The 24,503-nt window shown below is 41.1% G+C and carries 23 protein-coding genes, 4 pseudogenes and 1 riboswitch; of the genes and pseudogenes, 13 read left to right on the top strand and 14 right to left on the bottom strand.

Going from position 1 to position 24,503, the window contains the following annotated elements:
- A pseudogene (locus AC2VE5_RS08600) lies at positions 1 to 142 on the top strand (IS630 family transposase); the annotation flags it as partial.
- Positions 143 to 255: 113 nt separating this feature from the next.
- On the opposite strand, the gene AC2VE5_RS08595 reads toward AC2VE5_RS08600, so the two are convergent.
- Positions 256 to 954, bottom strand: a complete 699-nt coding sequence (locus AC2VE5_RS08595) for a phosphate ABC transporter permease (protein ID WP_486887347.1) — start codon at positions 952 to 954, stop codon at positions 256 to 258.
- Between the two features lie 21 nt (positions 955 to 975).
- On the bottom strand, positions 976 to 1,803 hold the full coding sequence (gene dapB, locus AC2VE5_RS08590; RefSeq protein WP_486887346.1) for a 4-hydroxy-tetrahydrodipicolinate reductase: 828 nt from the start codon (positions 1,801 to 1,803) through the stop codon (positions 976 to 978).
- Between the two features lie 152 nt (positions 1,804 to 1,955).
- Between dapB and AC2VE5_RS08585 the strand changes: the two genes are divergently transcribed.
- The gene (locus AC2VE5_RS08585) at positions 1,956 to 2,834 is read left to right on the top strand and encodes a hypothetical protein (protein ID WP_486887345.1); all 879 of its coding nucleotides are present in this window, start codon (positions 1,956 to 1,958) and stop codon (positions 2,832 to 2,834) included.
- A gap of 47 nt (positions 2,835 to 2,881) precedes the next feature.
- On the opposite strand, the gene AC2VE5_RS08580 is transcribed toward AC2VE5_RS08585, so the two are convergent.
- Positions 2,882 to 3,868, bottom strand: a complete 987-nt coding sequence (locus AC2VE5_RS08580; protein ID WP_486887344.1) for a sirohydrochlorin chelatase — start codon at positions 3,866 to 3,868, stop codon at positions 2,882 to 2,884.
- Positions 3,869 to 3,907: 39 nt separating this feature from the next.
- Positions 3,908 to 4,077, bottom strand: a riboswitch (cobalamin riboswitch).
- 558 nt (positions 4,078 to 4,635) lie between these two features.
- Between AC2VE5_RS08580 and AC2VE5_RS08575 the strand changes: the two genes are divergently transcribed.
- Positions 4,636 to 5,469: a WGxxGxxG-CTERM domain-containing protein gene (locus AC2VE5_RS08575; RefSeq protein ID WP_486887343.1), complete on the top strand. Its 834-nt coding sequence runs from the start codon at positions 4,636 to 4,638 to the stop codon at positions 5,467 to 5,469.
- Between the two features lie 51 nt (positions 5,470 to 5,520).
- Here the strand turns inward: AC2VE5_RS08575 and AC2VE5_RS08570 are convergent, their stop codons facing one another.
- Entirely contained in the window at positions 5,521 to 5,880 is a 360-nt protein-coding gene (locus AC2VE5_RS08570; RefSeq protein ID WP_486887342.1) for a hypothetical protein, read from the bottom strand.
- Between the two features lie 686 nt (positions 5,881 to 6,566).
- On the opposite strand from AC2VE5_RS08570, the gene AC2VE5_RS08565 reads away from it, so the two are divergent.
- From AC2VE5_RS08565 to moeB, 4 genes are all read left to right on the top strand, one after another.
- Complete coding sequence (locus AC2VE5_RS08565; RefSeq protein WP_486887341.1) at positions 6,567 to 6,794, top strand: ferredoxin family protein; 228 nt, start codon at positions 6,567 to 6,569, stop codon at positions 6,792 to 6,794.
- Between the two features lie 109 nt (positions 6,795 to 6,903).
- On the top strand, positions 6,904 to 7,635 hold the full coding sequence (locus tag AC2VE5_RS08560; RefSeq protein WP_486887340.1) for an ABC transporter ATP-binding protein: 732 nt from the start codon (positions 6,904 to 6,906) through the stop codon (positions 7,633 to 7,635).
- Between the two features lie 2 nt (positions 7,636 to 7,637).
- Positions 7,638 to 8,114, top strand: coding sequence for a M67 family metallopeptidase (locus tag AC2VE5_RS08555; RefSeq protein WP_486887339.1), 477 nt, complete (start codon positions 7,638 to 7,640; stop codon positions 8,112 to 8,114).
- A gap of 72 nt (positions 8,115 to 8,186) precedes the next feature.
- Entirely contained in the window at positions 8,187 to 9,359 is a 1,173-nt protein-coding gene (moeB, locus tag AC2VE5_RS08550; RefSeq protein WP_486887338.1) for a molybdopterin-synthase adenylyltransferase MoeB, read from the top strand.
- 115 nt (positions 9,360 to 9,474) lie between these two features.
- On the opposite strand, the gene AC2VE5_RS08545 is transcribed toward moeB, so the two are convergent.
- Positions 9,475 to 10,791 (bottom strand): O-antigen ligase family protein, encoded by a 1,317-nt coding sequence (locus AC2VE5_RS08545; RefSeq protein ID WP_486887337.1) that lies wholly within the window; start codon positions 10,789 to 10,791, stop codon positions 9,475 to 9,477.
- Positions 10,773 to 11,621, bottom strand: a complete 849-nt coding sequence (locus AC2VE5_RS08540; RefSeq protein ID WP_486887336.1) for a YaaW family protein — start codon at positions 11,619 to 11,621, stop codon at positions 10,773 to 10,775. Before AC2VE5_RS08540 ends, AC2VE5_RS08545 begins: the two co-directional genes overlap by 19 nt.
- Before the next feature lie 134 nt (positions 11,622 to 11,755).
- On the opposite strand from AC2VE5_RS08540, the gene AC2VE5_RS08535 reads away from it, so the two are divergent.
- The 3 genes and pseudogenes from AC2VE5_RS08535 to AC2VE5_RS08525 all read left to right on the top strand — a co-directional run.
- Positions 11,756 to 12,766: an NAD(P)/FAD-dependent oxidoreductase gene (locus tag AC2VE5_RS08535; protein WP_486887335.1), complete on the top strand. Its 1,011-nt coding sequence runs from the start codon at positions 11,756 to 11,758 to the stop codon at positions 12,764 to 12,766.
- A 34-nt stretch (positions 12,767 to 12,800) separates the two neighbouring features.
- Positions 12,801 to 12,941, top strand: coding sequence for an element excision factor XisH family protein (locus tag AC2VE5_RS08530; RefSeq protein ID WP_486887334.1), 141 nt, complete (start codon positions 12,801 to 12,803; stop codon positions 12,939 to 12,941).
- Positions 12,935 to 13,093, top strand: a pseudogene (locus tag AC2VE5_RS08525) (element excision factor XisI family protein); the annotation flags it as partial. The gene AC2VE5_RS08530 and the pseudogene AC2VE5_RS08525, both read left to right, overlap by 7 nt.
- A gap of 14 nt (positions 13,094 to 13,107) precedes the next feature.
- On the opposite strand, the pseudogene AC2VE5_RS08520 reads toward AC2VE5_RS08525, so the two are convergent.
- The 4 genes and pseudogenes from AC2VE5_RS08520 to AC2VE5_RS08505 form a co-directional block, all read right to left on the bottom strand.
- Positions 13,108 to 13,436 (bottom strand): annotated as a pseudogene (locus AC2VE5_RS08520) (DUF3140 domain-containing protein).
- A 10-nt stretch (positions 13,437 to 13,446) separates the two neighbouring features.
- Positions 13,447 to 13,660 (bottom strand): annotated as a pseudogene (locus tag AC2VE5_RS08515) (hypervirulence associated TUDOR domain-containing protein).
- 128 nt (positions 13,661 to 13,788) lie between these two features.
- The gene (locus tag AC2VE5_RS08510) at positions 13,789 to 14,712 is read right to left on the bottom strand and encodes a ribonuclease D (RefSeq protein WP_486887333.1); all 924 of its coding nucleotides are present in this window, start codon (positions 14,710 to 14,712) and stop codon (positions 13,789 to 13,791) included.
- A gap of 25 nt (positions 14,713 to 14,737) precedes the next feature.
- Positions 14,738 to 15,634, bottom strand: a complete 897-nt coding sequence (locus AC2VE5_RS08505; RefSeq protein WP_486887332.1) for a bestrophin family protein — start codon at positions 15,632 to 15,634, stop codon at positions 14,738 to 14,740.
- A gap of 136 nt (positions 15,635 to 15,770) precedes the next feature.
- On the opposite strand from AC2VE5_RS08505, the gene AC2VE5_RS08500 reads away from it, so the two are divergent.
- Positions 15,771 to 19,316 carry a hydantoinase B/oxoprolinase family protein gene (locus tag AC2VE5_RS08500; RefSeq protein WP_486887331.1) on the top strand — a complete coding sequence of 1,182 codons (3,546 nt, stop codon included), beginning with the start codon at positions 15,771 to 15,773 and terminating at the stop codon, positions 19,314 to 19,316.
- A 160-nt stretch (positions 19,317 to 19,476) separates the two neighbouring features.
- Here the strand turns inward: AC2VE5_RS08500 and AC2VE5_RS08495 are convergent, their stop codons facing one another.
- Positions 19,477 to 19,773, bottom strand: coding sequence for an isochorismate lyase (locus tag AC2VE5_RS08495; RefSeq protein ID WP_486887330.1), 297 nt, complete (start codon positions 19,771 to 19,773; stop codon positions 19,477 to 19,479).
- A gap of 211 nt (positions 19,774 to 19,984) precedes the next feature.
- Here AC2VE5_RS08495 and AC2VE5_RS08490 point away from each other — a divergent pair, with 211 nt between their 5' ends.
- Complete coding sequence (locus AC2VE5_RS08490; RefSeq protein WP_486887329.1) at positions 19,985 to 20,335, top strand: cupin domain-containing protein; 351 nt, start codon at positions 19,985 to 19,987, stop codon at positions 20,333 to 20,335.
- A 200-nt stretch (positions 20,336 to 20,535) separates the two neighbouring features.
- Here AC2VE5_RS08490 and AC2VE5_RS08485 read toward each other — a convergent pair whose 3' ends face one another.
- The 3 genes from AC2VE5_RS08485 to AC2VE5_RS08475 are packed head-to-tail and all read right to left on the bottom strand — an operon-like array spanning position 20,536 to position 23,249.
- A complete protein-coding gene (locus tag AC2VE5_RS08485; protein WP_486887328.1) occupies positions 20,536 to 21,891 on the bottom strand; it encodes a serine/threonine protein kinase in 1,356 nt (451 codons plus the stop codon).
- The gene (locus tag AC2VE5_RS08480) at positions 21,888 to 23,060 is read right to left on the bottom strand and encodes a low temperature requirement protein A (RefSeq protein WP_486887327.1); all 1,173 of its coding nucleotides are present in this window, start codon (positions 23,058 to 23,060) and stop codon (positions 21,888 to 21,890) included. Before AC2VE5_RS08480 ends, AC2VE5_RS08485 begins: the two co-directional genes overlap by 4 nt.
- A 48-nt stretch (positions 23,061 to 23,108) precedes the next feature.
- The gene (locus AC2VE5_RS08475) at positions 23,109 to 23,249 is read right to left on the bottom strand and encodes a hypothetical protein (protein ID WP_486887326.1); all 141 of its coding nucleotides are present in this window, start codon (positions 23,247 to 23,249) and stop codon (positions 23,109 to 23,111) included.
- Between the two features lie 281 nt (positions 23,250 to 23,530).
- Between AC2VE5_RS08475 and AC2VE5_RS08470 the strand changes: the two genes are divergently transcribed.
- Complete coding sequence (locus AC2VE5_RS08470; RefSeq protein WP_486887325.1) at positions 23,531 to 24,436, top strand: putative selenate ABC transporter substrate-binding protein; 906 nt, start codon at positions 23,531 to 23,533, stop codon at positions 24,434 to 24,436.
- Positions 24,437 to 24,503 lie beyond the last annotated feature (67 nt).

Raw genomic sequence — 24,503 nt, 5'->3', positions numbered from 1 at the left:
GTGGTTGCAAGCAAAGAGGTTTATCCGAGAGTTCTATCATCTGTGTAAATCTTTCTTTGCTGTCAAGCGCTTGTTTGAGCTAGTAACTCACCGACAAATTTTTAATTTCCCAAAGATATTCATGTATGGTGCATTTTCATGAACCATTCAGGATTGCTATATATTTTTATAGAACCCAAAACATGAGCCAAAACTGTGATCGCAAGATAAACAAATGATAAATTTATGCTCAAGCTCTCTATTGGTTGGATGAGTCTAATCTATATAACGCCGCTTAGAAGACGATCGCGATTTCTTTTGTGGCGGACGGCGATCGCCCCCCAGCCGACGGCTGACATCTACAAACATATCTCTTTGCAAAAAGGGATAATCGCTTACCCAAAGACTCCGACTGGGAATATATAAGTCTGTAACTTCGTCAATATCACTCAAGTCTGGGCTGTTTGATAGCAATACCATTTCTGCTATTTGACCTGTGACGATCACTTTATGTTCTTTCCGCAGTGGCACTTGTACCGTAGTTACAAACCCTGTTTCATCGCCAATTTCTAAGTTTAGTCTGCGTTCGCGGTTTTCAATTAATACAAGTTCGCCGATTTGATTTACTGTTTCTTCGGTGTTGATTAATTCTTCAGTTAGGAATATATCTAAAATCCGACCGCGAAAAAAGCCAGCGTAGGGATAGCGGCGATATTTCTGATTGCGTAAACTTGCCCAATATACTGGTCCCCAAAACCAGTAGAGTCCGCCAATTAGTCCCGCACCAAATAAGATCGGACTAAAACCTCTGCCTAAGAAAAATCGCAGTAGTAAGACACCCAATACAGCGACTACAGAAATTAACAGCCGCTTCAAAAAATCTGCGGATTTACCCCAGTAGTATTTGTATTGTTGGGCAGAGGCAATTCGAGGTATAACTTGTTCAAATTTCTGGCGTGTAAGAGGGACTAACATGGGAGAAGTTTTGAGGACGGCTTATAGTATCTTTTCTAGCCCATAAATCAGGGATTTTAACAATAGCACTTTGCGAATTGCCAATAATACCCCTGGCATATAACAAGCGCGATCGCTTGTATCGTGGCGTAAGGTATAAACTTGACCCGTAGCGCCAAAAATGACTTCTTGATGGGCAATCAAGCCTGGTAAACGGATGCTATGAATTCTAATCCCAACGTTTGCTAAACTACCCCTCGCACCGGGTAATTTCTCCGTTTCTTCAACTAAAGCTGGGTTAAAGGGTTTGCCCATTTCTGCCAATATTTCGGCGGTTTGAATTGCCGTACCGCTTGGCGCATCGGCTTTTTGGTTGTGGTGCAGTTCAATAATTTCTACATGATCGAAGTATTGGGAAGCACTGGCGGCGGCTTGCTGGAGTAAAACCATGCCAATAGAAAAATTAGGAATAATTAAGCAACCCGTACTAGCTTTGTCGGCAAAGTCTGCTAAATCGCTTATTTGTTCGGCGCTTAAACCCGTCGTCCCGACTACCGGACGCACCCCGTAAGCGATCGCCGAACGAATATTATTGTAAATCGAGCTTGGATGGGTAAAATCTACCATGACGGCGGGCTGTTTTTCTTGAGCAGCGAAGGCAAGCATCGGCTCAAACTGGTTGGTGATCGGGATTTCCAAGGGTTCGCTTAAACCAGCTAATTCCCCCGCGTCTCGATCTTGGTATTGGGGGTTGCGGTCTACAGCGCCTACTAAAGTCATATCCTCAGATTGGGCGATCGCGCGGACTACTTCCCGTCCCATTTTGCCTGCCGCACCGTTGACTAGCACGGGAATAGGATATTGTGCCATGGTCTAAATTCTCTTGAAGCTATGGGTAAAGATTGATGCTCGTCTCAACTTTAACATCTTGGGGACTTCACGCTAATTTTGGGACGGACTTTGCACGTGTCAATTAAGATTGGATATTGTTACGCTCGAAATAGATGAGAGTTCAATCATAAATGATGCCAATTTTGCGTAAATTTACAATATTGTTTTTGTGCCTAACTTTGAGTGTGACAACTATTGGCTGTGGCAGCAATACCGCAGCCGTCCGCCAAAGCCCCAACACACCCCAACAATCGGCAGCACCTTCAAAAATTGCTGACGGCAAGTATCCCGTCCAGCAAGCTAGTTATAGCGATGCGAATGGAGAATATGAGCTATTTTTGCTCAATACTCCTCCCGGTCAACCGCCGAGTTTTCGCACGACAAATTTGCAAATGGCGAGGTTAACCGATGAAGAAATCAAAAGCGGTGAGAAAAGCTATCTAAATGTAGCCAACGGACAACCTGCGTTGCACCTTACGGAAGACTTCAAAATTGAGTACAACCACACTGTGACCGAAAATCAAGTCAACCCGCAAACTGGGCAACAAGAAACTGTCGTCGTGCGTCGCGAGAATAGTTTTTGGAGTCCTTTTGCTGGCGCTTTAGCAGGTCAGGCAATTGGTAGCTTGTTATTTAGACCCCAATACTATGTACCCCCGGTCTATCAACCTGGAAGTAGATTATTAACAGGTTATGGCGGCTACGGCAATACTTACGATCGCGCTGTAACCAGTTATCGCACTCGCTACAATGCGCCACCCTTGGAAGTCAGAAATCGGACTAATTTCCGGACTACTGGTGGGATTAGAAGACCATCATCTTCCACGGTACGCCGTTCGCCTTCAAATGCTGGCAGCCGTTCTAGTGGCTCTGGTTTTGGCTCTAGCACCTTACGCCCTTCTGGTAATTCTAGTTCCAGCCGGGTTAGACGACCTTCATCAGGTAGTTTTGGTAGTGGGAGTCGTTCTCGTTCTAGCGGTTCTCGGAGTCGTTCTAGAAGTCGGCGCTAAATAAGTTTGAGAAAAGGGAGTAGATCTTTCTACTCCCTTTTTTTTATCTAGGGTGTTTGCCAGATTCTTTGATGGTATTGAGCTACATCTGCGTAAGGATCGGGTGCTGGGTGGCTGTGGTCGTGATGGTGATGGTGGTGTCCGTGTTCGTGACCGTTTGAGTTATTTCCTACCGCCGCTAGGCGGAATTTGCACATCTCGCAGTTCATCTGTACTTGACCAAGTTGAGTTTCAATTTCTCGCTCTCTCAGCACGGAAAATAACTGAGGATGCAAGCCCATTTCGGGCAAACAATCAATTTTGATCTCTGGATATTGCTGTTGCTCTACGCACGTAATATCAAAAATCTTCTTGACTAATATCCCAGTAAATAAGAAGTACGGCAAAACGATAATTCGTTTGGGCTTGTAAAGTCGAGCGCGGCGAAACCCTTCTTCTAGGCGGGGGTGGGTAATACCGATAAAACAAATTTCGACCGTGGAGTAACCGCTACCTTCCCAAAGAATCCGAGCTAGTTTGTACAAGTCTCCGTTAGCATCGGGGTCGCTTGCACCGCGACCAACAAATAATAATACTGTATCGGCGCGATCGCACTGATATAGTGCATCAAGTTCAGCTAAACGCGACTTCCATAAGTCTACAATCCCCGGATTTATGCCAAAATGCCGCCCATAATGAAACTTGACTTGGGGATGTCTGACTCTAGAACGATCTAATTCGTTCGTGACATCAAATTTGTTATGCCTAGCTGCAAATAATAATATCGGCAGCACTGATAGCTCGGTATAACCTTGTTCTACACACAAATCTACTCCTTGTTGAATTGTTGGTTCGGTGAGTTCCAAAAAACAAGGTAGTACGGGTCTAGATGTATCCAAGGCTTGATAAGCCGCCGTAAAGTCTAAAAAACTTTGTCGTCCTGATTCGTCTCTAGTACCATGACCAATCGTCAGTAAGGGACGATGGAGCGGTAATGGTGGTAATTTTAGTGGTGGGATGGAGTATTCGATGTTTGTTGTATTTACAGCAGTCATTGAAAATTAGTTATCCTTTCCCGTGCGACGCAGGAAATAAATTGAGCTAGTGATAATTTCGGCATCCTGGCTAACGATAACTGAATTTAAGACAACTCAATGGTTAGATTTGTCCCTACAGCAGACTCGTTTACAGTTGCGGCACAGCCCCGGATTTGCACCGGAGTTTCCCGAATATCACGATCGCGCTTTAGTGCTTAGTTATCTTAACCGATTTAACTTAGTTCCCAATCCGGGGTAGGGGGGTTAATCTGGGTTGCGCGATCTAATATGCGATCGCGCGAGTTCTTTACAATAGCCTTAATTTTCACCTGCTATATCTCAAATATCCTACTTAGGTTACTTGCTTTAATAAAGAATTTTAACTGCGGCTAACTATCAAAATAAATACTTAATTATTTATCAATAAAATTTTATTTTGTTAAAAATAGCCTACGCAAATAGTTTCCGACACAAAGAGAGCTAAGAAGATATTTGTTTTACTTATGACTGAAATAAGTCTCAAAAAACCAGTCTATGGGGGGAATAATGCCTAAAGCAAACTAGCGATGATTGATTTAGTATTAGTCTGTATATTGGCTAAGTAGATTACTCAACTAAAGTTCTATAAATGGAGCAAGTTTTTAGTCATAATCTAAGATTAAAGACAAAAAATTAGGCTACTTTTTATCAGTCTTAGTTGAGCAGTTTAGTTTGTTATTTACACTGAAAAATACTATTTTGTGCTAGTAAGCTTTGACAAAGATTAAAAAAAAGGAACTTACAATATGAAGATTTCTAATTTATCTAAAACTATATGGGCAAGTGCTTTTATTTTTAGTTTAACTACTCTGCCTGTAGTACCTGTGTCTGCTCAAGATAGTAGCGGAAGTGGAGCCGGAACATCGGGAACTGGAACCGGAACATCGGGAACAGGGACAACCACAGCGCCTGGTACAGGTAGTACAACTACAGGAACAACTCCTAACACAACTACTGGAACAGGGACAACCACAGCGCCTGGTACAGGTAGTACAACTACAGGGACAACTCCTAACACAACTACAGGAACAACTACAACTCCTGATACGACCACTGGAACAGGGACAACGACAATTCCTGGAACCGGAACAACTACAACTCCTGATACGACCACTGGAACAGGGACAACGACAATTCCTGGAACCGGAACAACTACAACTCCCGATACGACCACTGGAACAGGGACAACGACAATTCCTGGAACCGGAACAACTACAACTCCCGATACAACCACTGGAACAGGGACAACAGGTAGTACGACTACTGACACACAGATAACCACTCCTAGTACCGGAACCGGGACAACAGGTACCACGGTAAGCCCTGGAAGCAGCACAACCGATACAACAACCACAACGACAACAACTCCTAGTACAGGTAATACAACTACAGATACCGTCGTACCTAGCACTACAACAGGTACACAAACCACAAGTTATCAGCAAACTAACGAGCGGACTTTTGATTGGGGATGGCTAGGTTTGTTAGGTTTAATTGGTTTAGCTGGTAGGCTTGCCAAAGGTTCAGAAAAGACTGCTTACAGCGACCCTTACGAGACAACTGGCTCAGTTAGACGTTAGAACAGAAAAAAGGAACTGCGACGCAGTTCCTTTTACAAAATCCTGGCATTTTTACCATCTATTGGGCTTAATGTAAGTCCGGTTTGCTCCTCTAATAATTATTGTTGTTCTAGGTTCTCGGTAATAATCGACTCTAGAACCGTTGTAGATGGTTCTTTGAGGTTCCCGATAATATTTGAAGTTTGGTCTTTTATAATTAGTTCTTAGAGGACCTCGGTAATAGTTACCTGGAGAGCCGTAGTAAACTCTTTTTTCTAAGTATTGGTTGTTTCTAGCTTCTGGGTGGAAAATATAAACCTTCCGTTCATTGTTTCGATAACCTGTTGATTTCGCATTGGCACTAGCAGCAAAGCTGGTTGAACCTAAAGTAAGAGCCGCCAAAATTAGAAGTGTTTGCTTGTATCTACCCATATTTATCTACTTCTGATCGGAATACTTATGTATATAATTTATCCAATAACTTATTGATTTTGTCGTTCCTATTTTCTTTGCTCCGTATTTTTTTTGGGCTATTGGTAAGGGTTGCAGCTATTCTATAAATTCTTTTAGTGAAATACATCCCGAAAAAGTTATTAATGGAAGCATGACTAATTTAATTAGTTTTTATTGCTTGTGATATTGTATTAGCGCGATCACCTAAATTAAAGAGCGAAACACCTACAAAATATTTGTGAGTATTTCTCATACTTGTGATTTTTCTGACTATTTTTGGGAGCGGAGGTGTAAATTTGCCCGCACGTAGCCAAAAATCTAAAATTTTCTGTACTCTTGCGCGATCGCTCGCACTCAAGCAGCAATTCTTCTCAATCGCAAGCTAACAATATTTGATTTAAGCAAATAGTACCAAATCTTGCTGCAAAATTCTTTTTGTTAGTTTGATATTTTTAGAGCTTTTGGCAATTAACTTTTTACAAGATATGTGGATTGGCTACCGATTAATATTAATCAAGGCTTGAATTATTGAGTTTGTGCCGTCAAAATAAAACTTAAAAGCAGGGACTATATTGAGATGGAGTAATAAATTGTGATGGCGATTTAAATAGGCAATTTGTTAATATAATTTAGTGCTGTCAATAAAAAGCTAAAGGTAAAATACCATGCCACATACAATTGTTACTAACATCTGTGAAGGTGTCGCTGATTGCGTAGATGCTTGTCCGGTGGCTTGTATTCATGAAGGTCCAAGCAAAAATGTTAAGGGGACAGGTTGGTACTGGATTGATTTTGCTACTTGTATAGATTGTGGCATCTGCATTCAAGTTTGTCCGGTAGAAAATGCGATCGTTCCTGAAGAAAAACCGGAATTACAGCAAACGCCACAATAATAGCGATTTTAGGTTTTAGTGAAACTAGACTAGGAGGTCAATTCATGGGCAATCGCCCTCAAAAATTGTAAAATCGTAACTAACTTCTCCCGTAAGCTAAATGTTGGACATGAAAAATTCTGCGCCGCTATTAGAAGTTGAAAATGTCTGGGCTGGTTACATCAAGGATCTAGATATTTTGCAAGGCATAAATTTTCATATTTTGCCCGGAGAATTAGTTGCGGTAATTGGTCCAAATGGCGCAGGAAAATCTACTTTAGCTAAAACAATTTTTGGCTTATTGACTCCTCATAAAGGCACAATTACCTTCAAAGGTGAAAAAATTGCTGGACTAAAATCAAATCAAATTGTCAGGCGTGGGATGTGCTATGTCCCGCAAATTGCAAACGTATTTCCTTCACTAAGTGTAGAAGAAAACCTAGAAATGGGTGCTTTTATTCGTAATATTCCTCTAAGTAGTCTAAAAAATAAAATATACGATACATTTCCAGGTTTAGCCAATCGGCGACAACAAAAAGCCGGAACTTTATCGGGGGGAGAACGGCAGATGTTGGCAATGGGTAAAGCATTGATGCTAGAACCAGATTTATTATTGTTAGATGAACCAAGCGCTGCTTTATCTCCGGTACTGGTAAGCAGTGTATTTGAGCAAATTCAACAAATAAATCAAACTGGTACAGCGATTGTTTTAGTCGAACAAAATGCCCGTAAAGCCTTGTCAATGGCGCATAGAGGGTATGTATTAGATACGGGACGCGATCGCTTTTCTGGAGCCGGGCAAGATTTACTGAACGATCCTAAAGTGGGAGAATTGTATTTAGGTGCGGGAATGGCTCATTAGACATGGTTTTAGAACTTTGTAGCCAAGAGATTGAAGCTATCTGTCAGCAGGGTGAAAGTGCTTATCCTCAAGAATGCTGTGGTTTATTGCTAGGAAAACTCAATAATCGTAGCAAAACTGTAGTAGAAGTTAGAGCAACTCAAAACGTTTGGAATGCTGAAGCGGCAGAATTATTTAGCACTGTGGAGGAAAGTAGAGCAACCAATCAACTTAGCAATTATGCGATTTCTCCCCAAACTATCTTACAAGTGCAAAAAGAAGCACGCGATCGCGCCTTAGAGATTATTGGCATTTATCACTCTCACCCCAATAGTGCTGCTATTGCGTCAGAATGCGATCGCCTATATGCGTGGGAACAATACTCGTATATTATTGTTTCGGTAATTCAAGGCAAAGCCCAAGAATTACTTAGCTGGGAACTAGATCGCGATCGACAGTTTCAAGCTGAAGAAATTATTATTGTTAATAACTTAGTTTAAAACCTAGGAAAATCTAAAACAAAGTAGGTTGTTTTTGGATAGGATCTTATTTCGTTCCTCAATTTGGTTGCCATGCTCAATCCTAACTTGGATGAAATTCAATTAACAAAAGAAGAATACGAACGCTATTCTCGCCACATTATTTTGCCAGAAGTGGGGCTAGAAGGGCAAAAACGCCTCAAAGCTGCCAGCGTGCTGTGTATTGGTACGGGGGGCCTAGGATCTCCATTACTGCTGTACTTAGCGGCGGCGGGAGTTGGACGCATCGGAATTGTTGATTTTGATGTGGTTGATAACTCTAATTTGCACCGTCAAGTCATTCACAGCACTTCCTGGGTAGGCAAACCCAAGATTGAATCCGCCAAAAATCGCGTTTTAGAAATCAATCCTAATTGTCAGGTAGATTTGTACGAGACTCGCCTGAGTTCTGAAAATGCCTTAGATTTAGTAAAACCTTACGATGTGATCGTCGATGGTACAGATAACTTCCCTACTCGCTATCTAGTCAACGATGCTTGTGTTTTGTTAAATAAGCCGAACGTCTACGGCTCAATTTTCCGTTTTGAAGGACAAGCAACAGTTTTTAACTACGAAGGCGGACCAAATTACCGCGATTTGTACCCCGAACCACCACCTCCAGGGATGGTTCCTTCTTGCGCAGAAGGCGGCGTACTTGGCGTTTTGTGCGGCATTATTGGTACTATTCAGGCAACAGAAGCTGTCAAGATTATTTTGGGTCAAGGAAATACTTTAAGCGGTAGGTTGCTGCTGTATAACGCCCTAGACATGAAGTTTAGAGAGCTAAAGCTGCGCCCCAATCCAGTGCGCCCAGTAATTGAAAAGTTGATAGACTACGAGGAATTTTGCGGGATTCCTCAAGCGAAAGCAGAGGAGGAAAAACGACAGATGGAATTATCAGAAATGACCGTCCAGGAGTTGCAGGCATTAATTGAGAGTGGTGCAAAAGATTTTGTCCTGCTTGATGTCCGCAATCTTAACGAGTACGAAATTGCCCAAATTCCGGGGTCGGTTTTAGTGCCATTACCAGATATTGAGAGCGGACAAGGAGTTGCTAAAGTTAAGGAATTGCTCAACGGTCATCGGCTCATTGCTCATTGTAAGATGGGCGGGCGCTCGGCGAAGGCTTTAGCCATTCTTAAAGACGCGGGCATTGAGGGAACTAATGTCAAAGGTGGTATTGCGGCTTGGAGTCGGGAAGTCGATCCTTCTGTACCGGAATATTAGACTTCATCATTTAACCCTGTATTCCAACTCAATAAAAATTGGGCTTGATTTTCCCCCCTTTTTAAGGGGAGGCAAAAAGCGGGAAGAATAGCGATACCCGCTTTATTGCCGTGGGCTAGGGGGGATCGAATTTTTGCGTATTGCCTATGTAAGCCCTATCAAAGCTAGAAGTTACTCCGCAAATTGCGGATAGAATTAACCAATTTAGAGTATTCAATCGAAAGTCAAATAAAGTGACATCTACAGTGTTGAAAAGGGTGACAGATAGAAAGGCGAGGATGTAACTGAAAAATATTAGTTTGTCTGGGCTGGGACGAGTGCGATCGCCTGCAACTAAAATAATCGCTCTGATCAATACCCCGCTAACTAAAAGACACAGTAAAATTGTTGCCGGAATCCCGGTTTCTGCGGTCATCATTAAAAAGAAGTTGTGGGGATGTCCTAGCCATAGGTGCATCTTTGCTTCATAGAGAGCGGTAAAGTTACGCAGTCCCCAACCAGTCCAAGGACGCTGGAGCGTTAAATCCCAAGCAAATTGCCATTGGGTAGTTCTTAGTAATGCTATTGGGCGGTCTGGGTACAATTGGTCTGTTAGCCGCGCCCAAAAGAAAGCGGGGACAATTTTTCTAAATAATTCTTGCAGGGGCGATGTCCCAAAGGCTGCTAATAAAATACTACAAGAAATCGCACTTACTCCAATCATTACCCAGCGCCAACCTTGATAAATAGCGTAGCCTAAGAGGGCAATTATGCCGATCGCCCAAGCGTTACGAGAATTGGTCAATATTATTGCCGTCAAGTTGCCTAATGCCGCAATGCTTAAAAATAGCAGGGTGAAATAATTAGGTTTTTTGGCGCGATCTTGATATTTTTCTAGCAATAAGCCCAAATTGAGGATAAAAACAATTACTAAGTAGCCAGCTAAAATATTGGCGTAGAGGAATATAGAGGACATTCGCCCGGTGGGATTGCCAAGGGGCGCAACTTGCCAACCAATTATGGGCTGCAAGTAGGCAGGAGTAACCCAACCTAAAAATAATTGCCCCAGTCCAATAGTTACGACCGGGATAGAAGTAATTACTAACAGCCAACTGATGCGGCGTAGTTGGGTAGGGATACAAATTAACTGCCTAAAGCCAGCAAATAAGATAAAAAAGGGTAAAAAGTTAAATAAGCCTAAAAAAGCATCGCCACGATTAACAGCAAAGCTGGTAGAAATGACAAGTAAGGCAGCTATTGTTGCCATTCCCCAATTTAAGGGACGGTGAATAATGCGGCGGTACTGCTGCCAAGTAATTAACAAAGCAAAAAAGATAGCCAATGCCCCCAGCGATGGCAACAAAGGCAACAATATCACCCCTATTTGGGCGTAGTTCCAAGCAAATTGGGGTTGCAGTTTCAGATAATAGTGCTTTAAACAGTCTCCCAGCACGCTTCTTCTGCACGGGTGAGACGAATTTGGGCTAAGGCAAAGATAGTTGGAATAATCCGCCCGTAATTAGTAGATATTGACCGCCAACCCAAGTCAGCAAAAAACCACGTCCACAAGACCGGACCCATACAAGCAAAGATGCCTCTAACAGCGCCATAACGAGCGGCAGTCATGGTCATACCCTGCTTTGCACTCTGGAGGACAAGTTGACTTTGCAACTGCATTGCGGCGGCGGTTCCGCCTCCAATTAGGGCTTCTTTGGCTAATTGATAGCTGGCAAATTGAAGGGCAAATTGACGGGCAATTTGTTGGAGTAACATCGGCTGGATAATTGAACTAACAGCTATTGCACTACCACCTTTGACTAATAAGGCTATGGGGTCGCGCTGGACAGCTAAAGGTAATGGTTCCGATAGTTCGCACTTAGCTAGAGATTTTTGGACTTTGGTTGTCAATTGAGAGCGATCGCTTTGGGGTAGTTGTTTCCAAGCTTTGCCTAATAAGTTTAAAAATACCTCGGCTTCTAAGTCTGTAGTAGCGAGGTTGTTGGAGTACGGTATTTTGAGATAGCGACACACTTGAATGATTGCTGTACGATAGGTTACGCGCTCGGTGCGTCCGCGCAAAACGGTTACGCCATCGGCGGCTAGATAGCGAAATCTTTGCTCGATCGCGTCTAACCAAGCTTCTCTATCTCTACTTTGAATATCGATTGGTTGTGGTGTATGCACGTAATCGAGGGGATTGAATCTACGACAGAACAAGAGTTCTGTCAGTTGTTGCAATTCATCTTCCGTAGCTAATTCCAGCGCCGATCTCATTTCGTCCAATTTTTATCCCTCCAGACCCCAACTCGTGTTCTTATTCTACTATTTGCGGGGAGGTGAGAATGCTAGTTGTCAAACTTTTACTTGGCTCTTGGTTGCGCGAATATATTATTAATAAGGCAAAAAATTAAAAAATTATGTTTGATGTTGCAATAGTTGGCGCTGGAATGTCGGGTTTAATTTGCGCCCAGCAGTTGCATCAAGCTGGCTATCGGCTAGTTGTAGTTGAGAAGTCGCGTGGATTGGGGGGACGAGTGACTACGCGCCGCTTGCATGATACTTGCGCCGATCGCGGACTTAGTTATTTAATTCCTAATGGGGAATTAACAACAAGTTTTGTTGAGTTGCTGAAATCCCAAGGTATTTTGGCAGTTTGGACGGATACAACGTATGAATTTAGTGCTGACACTCAAAAGTTAAAAGCTATAAAAGGATCGCCTCTATATATTGCCCCGAATGGAATGAGTGAAGTCGCGCGATTTTTGGGGAACAATCTAGAAATCCTGCTAAATCGGCGCTTAGTTGGTTTAAGTCTAAATAACAATTTTTGGCATCTCCAGTTTGAAGCTGGTAATCCTGAAATAGTTGCCAAAGCGGTAGTTGTGGCTATTCCCGCACCCCAAGCGTTGACGTTATTAGAACCATTTGCTGCACCATTGGTTTTAGATAGTTTGCGATCGGTAGAATTTGCTTCTTGTATTAGTGTTATTGCTGGCTATCCTGCTAATATGCCTTTACCACCTTGGCAAGCGGTGACAGTTATTGATGACGATACTCGTGCATGGATTAGTTTAGATAGTAGCAAACGGTCGGGAATGCGATCGCCTGTTTTTGTTTTCCATAGTTCGGCTAAATTTGCCCAAAATTATATCAATACAGAAGATTTACAACCTGTAGGACAAATATTGTTAGATAGTGCTGCTAAATTATTTCCAGAACTCTCTACTCCTGATTGGCTGCAAGTTGACCGTTGGCGCTATGCTTTTGCGACAACACCTTTAGCTGATAATTGCTTAAACGCCCACACACCCCAGCCGTTGATTTGCTGCGGTGATTGGTGTGGAAGCGACAGATTAGAAAGTGCGATGCGATCGGGGATAGCAGCAGCAGAACAAATAAACCAAGTTTTACCGCCAGCATCAAGTTAAAATTCGAGCATATATCATAGTTCTATTTCATTAATTGCAAATATCGGCAAGAGATAAGTTTCATTACCTTGTCAGAACTGCCCTTGAAAATGAGGGATGGACAATTAATCACGATCCCTATCATATAGATTTAGGATTTGTCGATTTCTATATCGATCTGGGCGCAGACACGTAGATATTAGAGATGGAAAAATTTGGGTGCAGCACGATGGTACAGAAGATGCGATCGCCGACCAATTGCTAACATTGGGAGTACCTCAGCGAGATATTGTACTGGCATACCACGCGCCCTATGTAAGGCAGTATACAGAGTACGCTACAGGATAATCTATGCGGCTAAATTATTTTAAAGGGTGGTGTCCCCAGTTTTTCAAAGAGTACAACCAGCGCGTATGTTCGATGTCGCCTGCGGGTTTTTGGGCGCTATGGCGATGCACGTAACTAATTACTTTTTTCATGTGTGCTACGTCATCGTCGCTATATTTATCTTGCTTTTTTCTAGTATCTCTATAATTTTTTGCCCGGATTTATGACCGATTGATTCGTCATTCCCATCTTTTTGCCCGACTTCTTTTAATTCCTCGGTTTTCAGCCAAGATTCAATTTCTTTCGGTGTCATATTTACCGCTTGCTTAAATTCTTTGATTATAGATTCTGTATCTTTACTCATAATTTACTTTCTACTCTTTGACTTTTTTCAATGACTCCGGTTTATGGGCTGCTTCTTTACCTGTTTTTTCGCTTTCTACCAAATACTGCGGGTTGTCTTCGGAAGCTGCAACGTGATGTCCTTTAATGTTTATAGGGAGGTGAGTTTTTCTTTAATTTTGCCTGTAGTTGTACCTTGAGCAGTTTCCCATTCTACTTGTCACCTTTTTTAAATTTTTCAGTCATAGTTTTATTCTTGACGCTCTACTTGTTATTTTCTTAATTTCTTACTTACGAACATCACTCCTAAAGCTGATTATATTTTTATTTACTTATTATAAAAGCTCTAGCTACAGCAGAAGCAAAATGCAGTTTTAAAACTCGTCATCTTCTTGGTTTTCCGGTTTTTTTACTGTTAGCCGCCAACTATTAGATACTTCTTCTTGCAGGTTTAATTGCTCGACTATTATTCCTAATTCTTTTTGCAGTTTTTGGGTTAAGGTGACGGGAAAATCTAACTGAATATCATTTTGGTTGACTATTTCTGCTAACTGATTAAAGTCTACTTTGAATGTATGGCGATTTACTGGAGATATTTTTAAATCGGCAGTTTCTGATATATCCTGGGCTTGCATAGCTGCTTTTAATCTAGAGTCAAAATGATTGCATTCTGACTCTATAAGTTGCAATTGTTGCTTCAATTCTAGATAACGTTGAGCCAATATTGCAATATTTTCGGTATTTGGATTTGGATTAGTTACTAACTTTAGCTGCAACAATTTTTGATGCACCATATACAAGTAAACTGGATCGAGATTTGCATAGATCAATTGAGTAGCACTTAGAGGTCTTTGTCCCCAATCACTAGCCTGCTGGCTTTTGTCTACAGCAACAATATTGCAAAGTGATTCTGCTAAAGTTTTTAACGATAAATCGGGCAATGGCAACAAATAATAAGGAATATTTTTAGCCATCTCCAACGTGCAAGTTACGTTTTTAGCTTTTGTTTTGCCCAGAAACTTTAAGTCGTATTTAGCATTATGAAAAACCTTTTCGATGGATGGGCTTAACATAATTTTTTGAATAAAAATATCGACAATATCTGGACTATTCAAAACATCCAATATTTCTACACTCTCCTTTGTTTTTTCTGTGCAATCAGTTAAAACTTGAATCAGAGAAAGTTTAGGAGTGCGAGTTTTAAAGTCTGCAACTTCTGTGTCAATCCATAAAACTTCTGCTTGGGTGTACTTATCAATCAGTGATATAATCCGATCTGATTCTACAAAATATTGCATTAATTATTAGAGGTTTTGATTAGTTTTAATTGTAATCACTAACAGTAGGAGTAAGAGTAGTTAAATCTTCGATATTTCGCAACATGGTATTACAAATTGCATCAAGGGGGAGGTCATTTGCATCGTAGCCAAAAGGATTTTCGATTTCAATTCCAATTTCTTCAATACCTAACAATGTAAAACTAATTAAACTAACAATTGCGCCCGTCCACCAACCTAATGTGCTAACTAATTGAAATGGTAATAATAAGCAATAAATTAATAGCAATTGCTTGAGGTGAATAGCATAAGCTAAAGGTATAGGAGTTTTTAAAATTCGTTCGCAACCTCCCAAATCGTTTATCATTTTACTTAGCAAATCTTGCATTGCTACCAAATGGTGGATATTTAATAACTCACGTTTATATTGTTGCTGAAAATAATTGCCAATCCAAAAAGCAACTTCTAGTGGTAGGTTATTCATTGTTTTTAACTTGAAATACTTCGAGAAAGACATTAATTCTTCTAATTCCCGATTGACAGGCTCACTTCTTAAATGTAACTTAGCTGCAACAGCAAAAGCTACTAACAAGCGCATATTTAAGATTTTCTGCTGTTTATCTTCTATTGCGTTTTCTTCGATATTTATCCAAATTTGCCTTGCTAAGTTGCGAACATTATTAATTAAGCTTCCCCAACACTTGCGACCTTCCCAGAAACGATCGTAAGCGGTATTTGTTCTAAAAACTAACAATAATCCCAAAACAATACTAGGAATAACACTTTCTAAAATAGGTTGGGAAACTGGCAATTTAAAATAGTCCAGTAAAGAAATAAATACGCCAAATAGACCACAGTATAAGACGCGGTTAAAAATAGCTGGTATTACCGAGCCTCTAATTTGTAATACTACTCGAAACCAACGAAGTTTCTCATTTTTCATTATTTTTAATAATAATTCCTAATAACTGTACTGAGTATAATTTAAAACATTTAACTAAAACAGAATGTAAGTTAATACTCTGCTTTTTGCTTCTAGCTAATAACATAAGAAATTAGCACAACTAAAAATTTAACTCATGACTTGCGATCGCAACTGGCAATTTTGGATCGACCGAGGTGGCACATTTACCGATATTGTGGCGCAGCGTCCCGACGGGCAGTTAGTAATTCATAAGCTGCTATCAGAAAACCCCAACCTCTACACCGATGCGCCAATTCAAGGGATACGGGAAATTATGGGTATTCCAGCGACTGCACCAATTCCATCTGAGCAAATTGCAGTAGTGAAAATGGGGACAACGGTAGCAACTAACGCTTTACTAGAACGAAAAGGCGATCGCACTTTACTAATTATCACCAAAGGCTTCGGCGATGCGCTGCGGATTGGTTACCAAAACCGCCCAGATATCTTTGCGCGGCACATCGTTTTACCAGAAATGCTTTACGAGCGAGTAATTGAGGCAGAAGAACGTTACAGCGCCCAGGGAGAAGAATTAATAGCACTAAATACTCAAGCATTAATCCCGCAATTGCAAGCAGCGTATGATAGTGGGATTCGCGCTTGTGCGATTGTTTTGATGCACGGCTATCGCTACCCGAAAAATGAGCATAAAATTAGCAGCCTAGCACTTGACATTGGTTTTGTCCAAATCTCAGTATCGCACAAAATTAGCCCGTTGATGAAGTTAATTAGTCGAGGAGATACGACGGTAGTTGATGCTTATTTGTCACCAATTTTGCAACGGTATGTAGAGCAAATATCTAGTCAAATTGGTTCGGTTTCTTTGCAGTTTATGCAGTCTAATGGCGGCTTAGTTGATGCCCAAAATTTTCAAGGTAAAGATAGTATTTTGTCGGGTCCTGCGGGGGGAATTGTTGGCGCAGTAGAGACAAGCTTGCAGGCGGGTTTTAACAAAATTATTAGCTTTGATATGGGGGGAACTTCAACAGATGTTGCTCATTACAATGGCGAGTACGAACGAACTTTTGAAACAGAAGTTGCTGGAGTAAGAATGCGATCGCCAATGATGGCGATTCACACCGTTGCGGCGGGTGGTGGCTCAATTTTATACTTTGACGGTGCGCGTTATCGCGTAGGTCCCGAATCGGCAGGGGCAAATCCAGGTCCGGCGGCTTACTCCAAAGGTGGAGAGTTGACGGTGACAGATTGCAACGTGATGGTGGGCAAATTGCAGCCCCAGTTTTTTCCGCAAGTATTTGGGGTAAATGGAGATTTGCCTTTAAATGCCGAAGTTGTAGAGCGCAAATTTAGGGAATTGGTGGCAGAAATTGGCGATAATCGCACTCCCGAACAGGTGGCGGCGGGTTTTTTGGCGATCGCTGTGGAAAAAATGGCAAGTGCGATTAAAAAAATCTCTTTGCAGCGCGGCTACAATGTGTCGGAATATACTTTGTGTTGTTTCGGCGGTGCGGGGGGTCAACACGCTTGTTTGATTGCGGATGCGTTGGGCATGAAGCAGGTATTTATTCATCCCTATGCGGGAGTTTTGTCGGCTTATGGGATGGGTTTGGCAGATGTCCGGGTTGTGAAAGAAAAAGCGGTAGAAGCTAGGCTGACTGAGGAGTTGGGATTAGAGGAGATTTTTGCGGGGTTGGAAGCCCAAACTCAAGGAAAAGGAGAGCTTTTGCGGCGGGTACACCTGCGTTATGAAGGGACAGATTCGCCTTTGGTTGTAGGGTTTGGCTTGGTGGAGGAGATGCGAGAAGATTTTGAAAAGTTACATCGTCAGCGTTATGGTTTTGTGGTGGATAGAGCGTTGATTGTGGAAGCGGTAGAGATGGAGTTAGTTTGTAAGAATGAAGTTCTAGAAGAAGGCGTAATTTCACGTACAAGTAATACAAATATAGTGCCAGTTGCTACGGTAAAAACTTACATGGCAGATGCTTGGCGAGATACTCCGGTTTATCAACGGGAAGACTTGCAGCCAGGGACGAGTATCGATGGCGCGGCGATTGTGGTGGATGCGACAGGTACAAATGTGATTGAACCTGGTTGGCGAGTGGAAGTAAGCGATCGCAATTATCTCATTTTGTCTAAACAGGAATCTAATAAGCAAGTTACTAAAACAAAAGTTACTGCGGTAGATCCGGTGATGCTGGAAATATTTAATAATTTATTTAGTGCGATCGCAGAACAAATGGGGATTACACTGCAAAATACCAGTAGTTCTGTAAATATCAAGGAAAGATTAGATTTTTCTTGTGCTATTTTTGACCAGCAAGGGCAGTTGGTGGCTAATGCGCCTCATATCCCTGTTCATTTGGGTTCGATGAGTGAAAGTGTCCGCGCCTTGATTTCTGCGAAAGGTGACCCGATTAAACCGGGAGACGTGTATGCCTCTAATGATCCCTACAATGGCGGTACGCATCTTCCCGATATTACGGTGATTACTCCCGTATTTGAGGGTGCAAAAATACTTTTTTACGTTGCTTCGCGGGGACATCATGCAGATATTGGTGGCATTACTCCGGGTTCTATGCCTCCTAATAGCAAAACTATAGATCAAGAAGGAGTATTAATTGATAATTTTCTACTTGTAAGTGACGGTATTTTTAGAGAAAAAGAATTGCTAGAAATTCTTGCCAATAATGATTATCCGGCGCGAAATTCGGCTAAAAATATAGCCGATCTAAATTCCCAAATTGCTGCAAATAAACGTGGTGTACAAGAATTAAATCAAACAGTAGAACAGTATGGAATTGAAATTGTACAGGCATATATGGGCTATGTCCAAGATAATGCCGAAGAATCTGTACGAAGGGTAATTGAAGTTTTAAATGATGGTTGTTTTAGCTACGATATTGATAATGGTAGCACTATTAAAGTCACAGTTACTATTAATAAATCTAGCCGTAATGCCCAGATAAATTTTACGGGTACTTCTGCGCAATTAGATAGTAATTTTAACGCACCATCGGCGGTATGCAAAGCCGCAGTTTTGTACGTTTTTCGGACTTTAGTAAATGATAGTATTCCGCTTAATGCTGGCTGTCTTAAGCCTTTAGAAATTATTATTCCTGATGGTTGTATGCTAAATCCTCGTTATCCGGCGGCGGTAGTAGCAGGAAATGTAGAAACGTCTCAAGCAATTACTGATGCTTTGTATGGCGCTTTGGGAGTAATGGCAGCTTCGCAAGGAACGATGAATAATTTTACTTTTGGTAACGCAGATTATCAATATTACGAAACTATTTGCGGGGGTTCAGGTGCAGGGGCAAATTTTGATGGTACAGACGCGGTGCAAACTCATATGACAAATTCTCGTCTTACCGATCCTGAAGTTTTAGAATGGCGCTTTCCTGTCGTATTAGAAAGTTTTAAAATTTGCCCGGATAGTGGCGGTAAAGGACATTATAGAGGTGGCAATGGTGTAATTTGTCGCCTACGTTTTCGAGAGAAAATGACGGCGGGAATTTTATCAAATCGTCGGGTTATTGCTCCTTTTGGTTTGCAAGGTGGGGAAGCTGGGAAGTTAGGAAAAAACTATGTTGAGCGTAAAGATGGAAATGTAGAGCAATTAGGTAATACAGCTACGGTAGAAATGAGAGAAGATGACGTTTTTGTCATAGAAACTCCCGGAGGTGGAGGTTACGGTGCTTGAAAAGATTAGTTAAGTACGAATAATATTTATTAGATCTATTGCAAAAAATTTATTAGTCGGCTTCAGCCGACTTTAGCTATTAGCCTGGGACTTTAATCCTAGGCGAACTAAGATGATTTTCCAATGAGTTTATTAGGTATCTTTAGGTTTTGCAAGACGTTTATTGGTTAGATTGCCAATGATTTAATTCTTCTGCAATAAAGTAAGTAACTAAGTCTTGGTATAGTTTTTCAATTACGTCTGGGTTTAAGCCATCTTCTTGCGCCCATATACGTCTTTGTTCTAACATTGCTGCAAATCTTTCTTTAGCTTTAACGCTAGTAGCATCAGTTTTAAACTTAGATGCAGCTTTAACATAAGCAAATCTTTTGGCAAAGTTTGCAATAACTTGACGATCAATATTATCAATTTCTGTACGAATTTCTTGAAGACTCGTACATTCATGTGGCATTTTCATAAATTAAATTAATTAGATAATACAGTGCCGGGTAAATGTTATCACAAGAATAAGATTTACACCCTGTACAAATAGGCTTTTGCACGTATTGATAATGCTATGTAAATATAAACGGTCAAAACTCGCTGAGGCTTAGTTATAATTAGTCTGGCTGCTGAATTTGGTCATGATGCAGTGATTGTTCGGAAGAAAGTATTAAGGAGAATAATAGGTGAACAAAGTTAATCTAGAATCAAAGCTTTCTCAGTTCACTGAACAATGGTCGCCGAAAACAGTCGCCCAATTTAACTGCCACGATATTATGGTCGTGAAAGCGAAAGGTGAGTTCGTGTGGCACAAGCATGATGATACGGACGATTTTTTCTTAGTAATCAAAGGTCGTTTGACAATTCAGCTTCGAGAGCGTGATATTCACCTTGAACCTGGTGAACTCTTTGTCGTTCCAAAAGGCGTTGAGCATCGGACAATTGCCAAGGAGGAAGTACATCTTCTGCTTATTGAGCCAGTAGGTACACCGAATACTGGCGATGAAAGTACGGCGGCGGTTAGACAAGTCATTTGAACATTTGTTTTAATCTTTACTCAACAACCCCGTATGTTGGACGGGCTGGAGAGCGCTTACTTCGTTTTAAAACATTTACTGCCGATGAGGCTCATCATATAGAGCGCGTACACAATTCTTCTCTATATTTACCTTTATCCGCTATCAAACAAGGTGTTAAAAATAGCCAATTTAGAATTTGTACATAGGGAAAGTAAAGCTCAAATAATTTTTAACCAGTCTTTGATTTCCTGAATTAACCAGCTACGTTCGACATCAGTTAAAGGCGGAGAGAATGAATATTTTTTGCCGATGGTTTCAATAACCAATGCCAGCCTGGAGTATTCAATATTCCTTTCTAGTGTTGTTGGGAAAATATTTTGTATTTCTGAGCTATAGCCTTGCTTTTGAATATAAGTAAAACCAAATATTTTTAATTTAACCAAAAAATTCTCTTTATCTAAGTTAATGTCTGTTTGTCCGCAAGAACTTTCTAAAGCGCGGAACCACATAAAAACAAAAGGAATCAATATAGAACAAATAACTACAGATGGAATAATATATGTAATTCCCGGCTGCAATACTAAACCTACTATTAGCATTGCTGCAACAGCTAAAAAGGGCGTAACAAAAACTGTAGATATTAGAAAAAAAGGTAAGCTACCAATATTTGCATCTATAGGCGGTATCGCTATATTTAATTCATCAATAGACTTTTTTAACTTAATACGTGTATTGCTAGGTTGAAAGTTTTTGCTAATACTAGAAGCTATAGGTTGCTTAAGTTCTAGCATTTCCAAAGCTTGCCGAGCAGTGCTAGGTCTGCGTTCGGGTGCGGGTTCGGTGAGGCGTTCTAACCATTGAATAAAAAAGGGACTAAGAGTAACACAACTTTTAAATTGAATTCTTAGTTCTTGTTGAGGTAAATCCGCCGGACTTGTACCTGTAACCAAATGGATTAAAGTTGCACCCAAACTATACAAATCTGTAGCTGGAACCGCGCGATCGCCAAATTGTTCCATAGGAGCATAGCCATAAGTCCCAACTACCGTAAACGTTGCTCCGACAGTAGCCACGCGGTCTTGTACCGCCCCAAAATCTACTAAATACACCCGTCCATCCTCGCCCAAAATTAGATTGCTAGGCTTGATATCTCGATGGAGTACCGGGGGATTTTGTTCGTGCAGATAGATGAGAATCTGCAAAATATCTTTGGCAATATTTTCTATTTCTAGTTCGCTAAACTTTTTGCCCTGCGCTAGTAATTCTTTGAAAGAATAACCATAAATAAAATCTTCTACAAGTACAAACTTAATATCTTGCTCGTCAATACCAAAATAGTCTCGGTATTGAGGAATTTGGGGATGATTAAGCTGTTTGAGAACTTCCGCTTCCCGCTCAAACAGCTTCACATAAGTCCAATCCACCGCCGCCCCAAAAGTCAAGACTTTTACTACAACTTGCTCTTGGCAGTCTTTATCTAATGCCAGCCAAGTTTGGCGTAATGGATGACTACTTAAAGGATTTTGTAGTTGATAGCGATCGCCTAATACCTGCTGTACTTCTAACATTGTCATTGGAAAGTTAATTGTCCGCTCTGATACAAATCTTGCACAACTTGAGTCGCACAGACCACCGCCACAATCCCAACAACCAATAGCGGCGACTGCCCAACTCCCACGATAGCAAGAATAATTAACAACGCTGCCGTTCCAAACCGATACTTACTTCTAACTTTGCACGCCAAAATTACTCCCGTGCGGTGCAATAGACCAAGAGACAGCATACACATCGCTACCCCACCACATAACAACCAGCGATTGGGCGTACTCAAAGCGTTACCTGCCTCACTTGCAATAATATGTTCCACACCTGCACCAGTCGCAGATAGACCAATAACTAAAGGCAAGTGACCGTAAAGCCAAACTTGATAAATCTCAATTCGTCCTACCGAACCCGCCGAACGCAATGCCGAACCGCTAACATTTTCAAAATAGATCCACCATAAGCTAAACGCAATACTAAAGCCAAGCATGGCAGAAATCGCACTGCTGATATCCCATTGTTGCTCGGATACCCCATCAACTACCGCAATAATCGCCTCACCCAGCACAATAATTGTAAATAGCCCAAAACGTTCCGGCAAGTGTTCTGGGTGGGGTAGTAGTCCTAGCTGCAAGCTTTTAGGTGTTGTTAAGGGCGTAGCAAAATCTACCACTAAACCCAAACCCCACAAAATAAAACGCCAGGGAATGGGGACAAATGCCGATACTAACCATAAACTAGCAGCGATCGCAAAACCTTTACTATAACGATTTGCGAGTCCCCGTGCTAGAGGAATATGTTTAGCAACGCGGAAGTATTCAATTACAAGTACCGCTCTCCCGATGGTATAAGCTAGGGCAAATCCGGCGGAAGTCTCCCCCAGACCATAATGCACGTTGACGGCAAGGGCAGCAATTGCCAGCATTTGTACGCCAATCAATAACCGATGACCAATATCATCGCTGTCAAAGCGATTGGAGTAGAATGTTGTTCCAATCCACGCCCACCAAATGGGGATAAACAAAAACACAAACTTTAGAAAGCCCAGTACAGATACATCTTCGTATAGGTTGTGGGCAACTTGGGATACAGCAACTACAAACACCAAATCATAGAACAGTTCTAGCCAAGTAGCATGACGATGTTCTTGTTCGCTTTCTTTGCCAATACGCAAGCGCGGCGGCTTTAACCAACTACTCATATTTAATCCTTATGAATAAATTTATATGTAATTTAGCCTGCAATTGGACTAAAATTTTGAGCGATCCTTGATTGTTAGTAAACTGACGATCGCACTACCGCGCTCGTTACCGCTAAACGAGGCTCTAATAATTGTCAAACTCCCCGGTACGAGCAAAGCACCGCCTACTCCTTGCACTGCCCTAGCCATAATCAATTGACTAAGATTAGGCGATAAACTGCACCAAATTGTACATCTTATTTTTATTTTAAAATTAAGATAATTCTAATTTTAAAATATTTACTAATTGTTTGTAGCAAAATTAGTTGATAGTTGAGCTAATTGTCCTCAAATTAATTTTGTCTCAATCAAAGTTCGCAATTACGGAAATATTAAAATTTATGTTTTGATCAAATAGTAGTTTTAGTAGTAAAATCTAAGGCTGTCAACCTTTCCCATTGAGTGCGAATTAATTGCAACTGTTGAAGTCTATGAAAAAAATTATATATGGAATTTTATTACTAGCATTGCTGCCCTTAGTTGCTTGTTCGTCTAATATATCTGAACCTGTAAAAACAGAAATAAAACCTCTAGTTACTGGGGCAATTCCCGATCAAAACCCAGAGAAACTACAGCGTCAATATAGTAAGCTAAGTGCTTATTTAGAGCAGGAATTAGGCGTAAGCGTTATCTATAAACCTGTAACAGACTACACCGCCGCAGTTACCGCTTTTAAGGTAGGAGACTTAGATTTAGTTTGGTTTGGAGGCTTAACGGGAGTTCAAGCACGACTGCAGGTAAAAGGCGCTGAAGCGATCGCCCAACGCGATGTAGATGCTAAATTTCACAGTGTATTGATTACTAACAAAAATACGGGCTTAAAACCAATTAAAAATCCTACTGATTTTCAGCAATTAAAAGGGCGTACCTTTACTTTTGGTAGCGAGTCCTCTACCTCTGGGCGCTTGATGCCACAGTACTTTTTGCAACAGGCTGGGATTAATCTTAAAGATTTTAAGGGTGAAGCGGGTTTTTCTGGCGATCACGATAAAACTATCAAACTTGTAGAAGCTGGTAGTTATGATGTTGGCGCAGTAAATGAAAAAATTTGGCTAAAAAGAGTGGCTGCTCAAGAAGTCGATTTAAGCAAAGTATCAGTTATATGGACTTCGCCTGCTTACTTCGATTACCACTGGCTAATTAGCCCCCAAGTCAAGCAGCGTTACGGTGCAGACTTTGTAACTAAGGTACAAAATGCTTTGCTAAAACTAGACCCCAGTATTCCCGAACAAAAAGAAATTCTCGAACTATTAGATGCTAATAAGTTTGTAGCTACTAAAAATTCTAACTATGCCCAAATAGAACAAGTAGGCAGAGAAATTGGCAAGATAAAATAACCTTTTTGTCAAGCTTTAAAAGCTAACTTTTACTTAACAAAAATAATCAAAAAACTTCTTCAAAACT

It is taken from the genome of Aliterella sp. E5.1 (assembly GCF_057473825.1).
This window is presented reverse-complemented; position numbering and strand designations above follow the sequence as displayed.

Bases quoted from the DNA above. Each gene is read 5' to 3' on its own strand.
- AC2VE5_RS08595 (WP_486887347.1), bottom strand. From the start codon at position 954: ATGTTAGTCCCTCTTACACGCCAGAAATTTGAACAAGTTATACCTCGA.
- dapB (WP_486887346.1), bottom strand. From the start codon at position 1,803: ATGGCACAATATCCTATTCCCGTGCTAGTCAACGGTGCGGCAGGCAAA.
- AC2VE5_RS08585 (WP_486887345.1), top strand. From the start codon at position 1,956: ATGATGCCAATTTTGCGTAAATTTACAATATTGTTTTTGTGCCTAACT.
- AC2VE5_RS08580 (WP_486887344.1), bottom strand. From the start codon at position 3,868: ATGACTGCTGTAAATACAACAAACATCGAATACTCCATCCCACCACTA.
- AC2VE5_RS08575 (WP_486887343.1), top strand. From the start codon at position 4,636: ATGAAGATTTCTAATTTATCTAAAACTATATGGGCAAGTGCTTTTATT.
- AC2VE5_RS08570 (WP_486887342.1), bottom strand. From the start codon at position 5,880: ATGGGTAGATACAAGCAAACACTTCTAATTTTGGCGGCTCTTACTTTA.
- AC2VE5_RS08565 (WP_486887341.1), top strand. From the start codon at position 6,567: ATGCCACATACAATTGTTACTAACATCTGTGAAGGTGTCGCTGATTGC.
- AC2VE5_RS08560 (WP_486887340.1), top strand. From the start codon at position 6,904: ATGAAAAATTCTGCGCCGCTATTAGAAGTTGAAAATGTCTGGGCTGGT.
- AC2VE5_RS08555 (WP_486887339.1), top strand. From the start codon at position 7,638: ATGGTTTTAGAACTTTGTAGCCAAGAGATTGAAGCTATCTGTCAGCAG.
- moeB (WP_486887338.1), top strand. From the start codon at position 8,187: ATGCTCAATCCTAACTTGGATGAAATTCAATTAACAAAAGAAGAATAC.
- AC2VE5_RS08535 (WP_486887335.1), top strand. From the start codon at position 11,756: ATGTTTGATGTTGCAATAGTTGGCGCTGGAATGTCGGGTTTAATTTGC.
- AC2VE5_RS08510 (WP_486887333.1), bottom strand. From the start codon at position 14,712: ATGCAATATTTTGTAGAATCAGATCGGATTATATCACTGATTGATAAG.
- AC2VE5_RS08505 (WP_486887332.1), bottom strand. From the start codon at position 15,634: ATGAAAAATGAGAAACTTCGTTGGTTTCGAGTAGTATTACAAATTAGA.
- AC2VE5_RS08500 (WP_486887331.1), top strand. From the start codon at position 15,771: ATGACTTGCGATCGCAACTGGCAATTTTGGATCGACCGAGGTGGCACA.
- AC2VE5_RS08495 (WP_486887330.1), bottom strand. From the start codon at position 19,773: ATGAAAATGCCACATGAATGTACGAGTCTTCAAGAAATTCGTACAGAA.
- AC2VE5_RS08485 (WP_486887328.1), bottom strand. From the start codon at position 21,891: ATGACAATGTTAGAAGTACAGCAGGTATTAGGCGATCGCTATCAACTA.
- AC2VE5_RS08480 (WP_486887327.1), bottom strand. From the start codon at position 23,060: ATGAGTAGTTGGTTAAAGCCGCCGCGCTTGCGTATTGGCAAAGAAAGC.
- AC2VE5_RS08475 (WP_486887326.1), bottom strand. From the start codon at position 23,249: ATGGCTAGGGCAGTGCAAGGAGTAGGCGGTGCTTTGCTCGTACCGGGG.
- AC2VE5_RS08470 (WP_486887325.1), top strand. From the start codon at position 23,531: ATGAAAAAAATTATATATGGAATTTTATTACTAGCATTGCTGCCCTTA.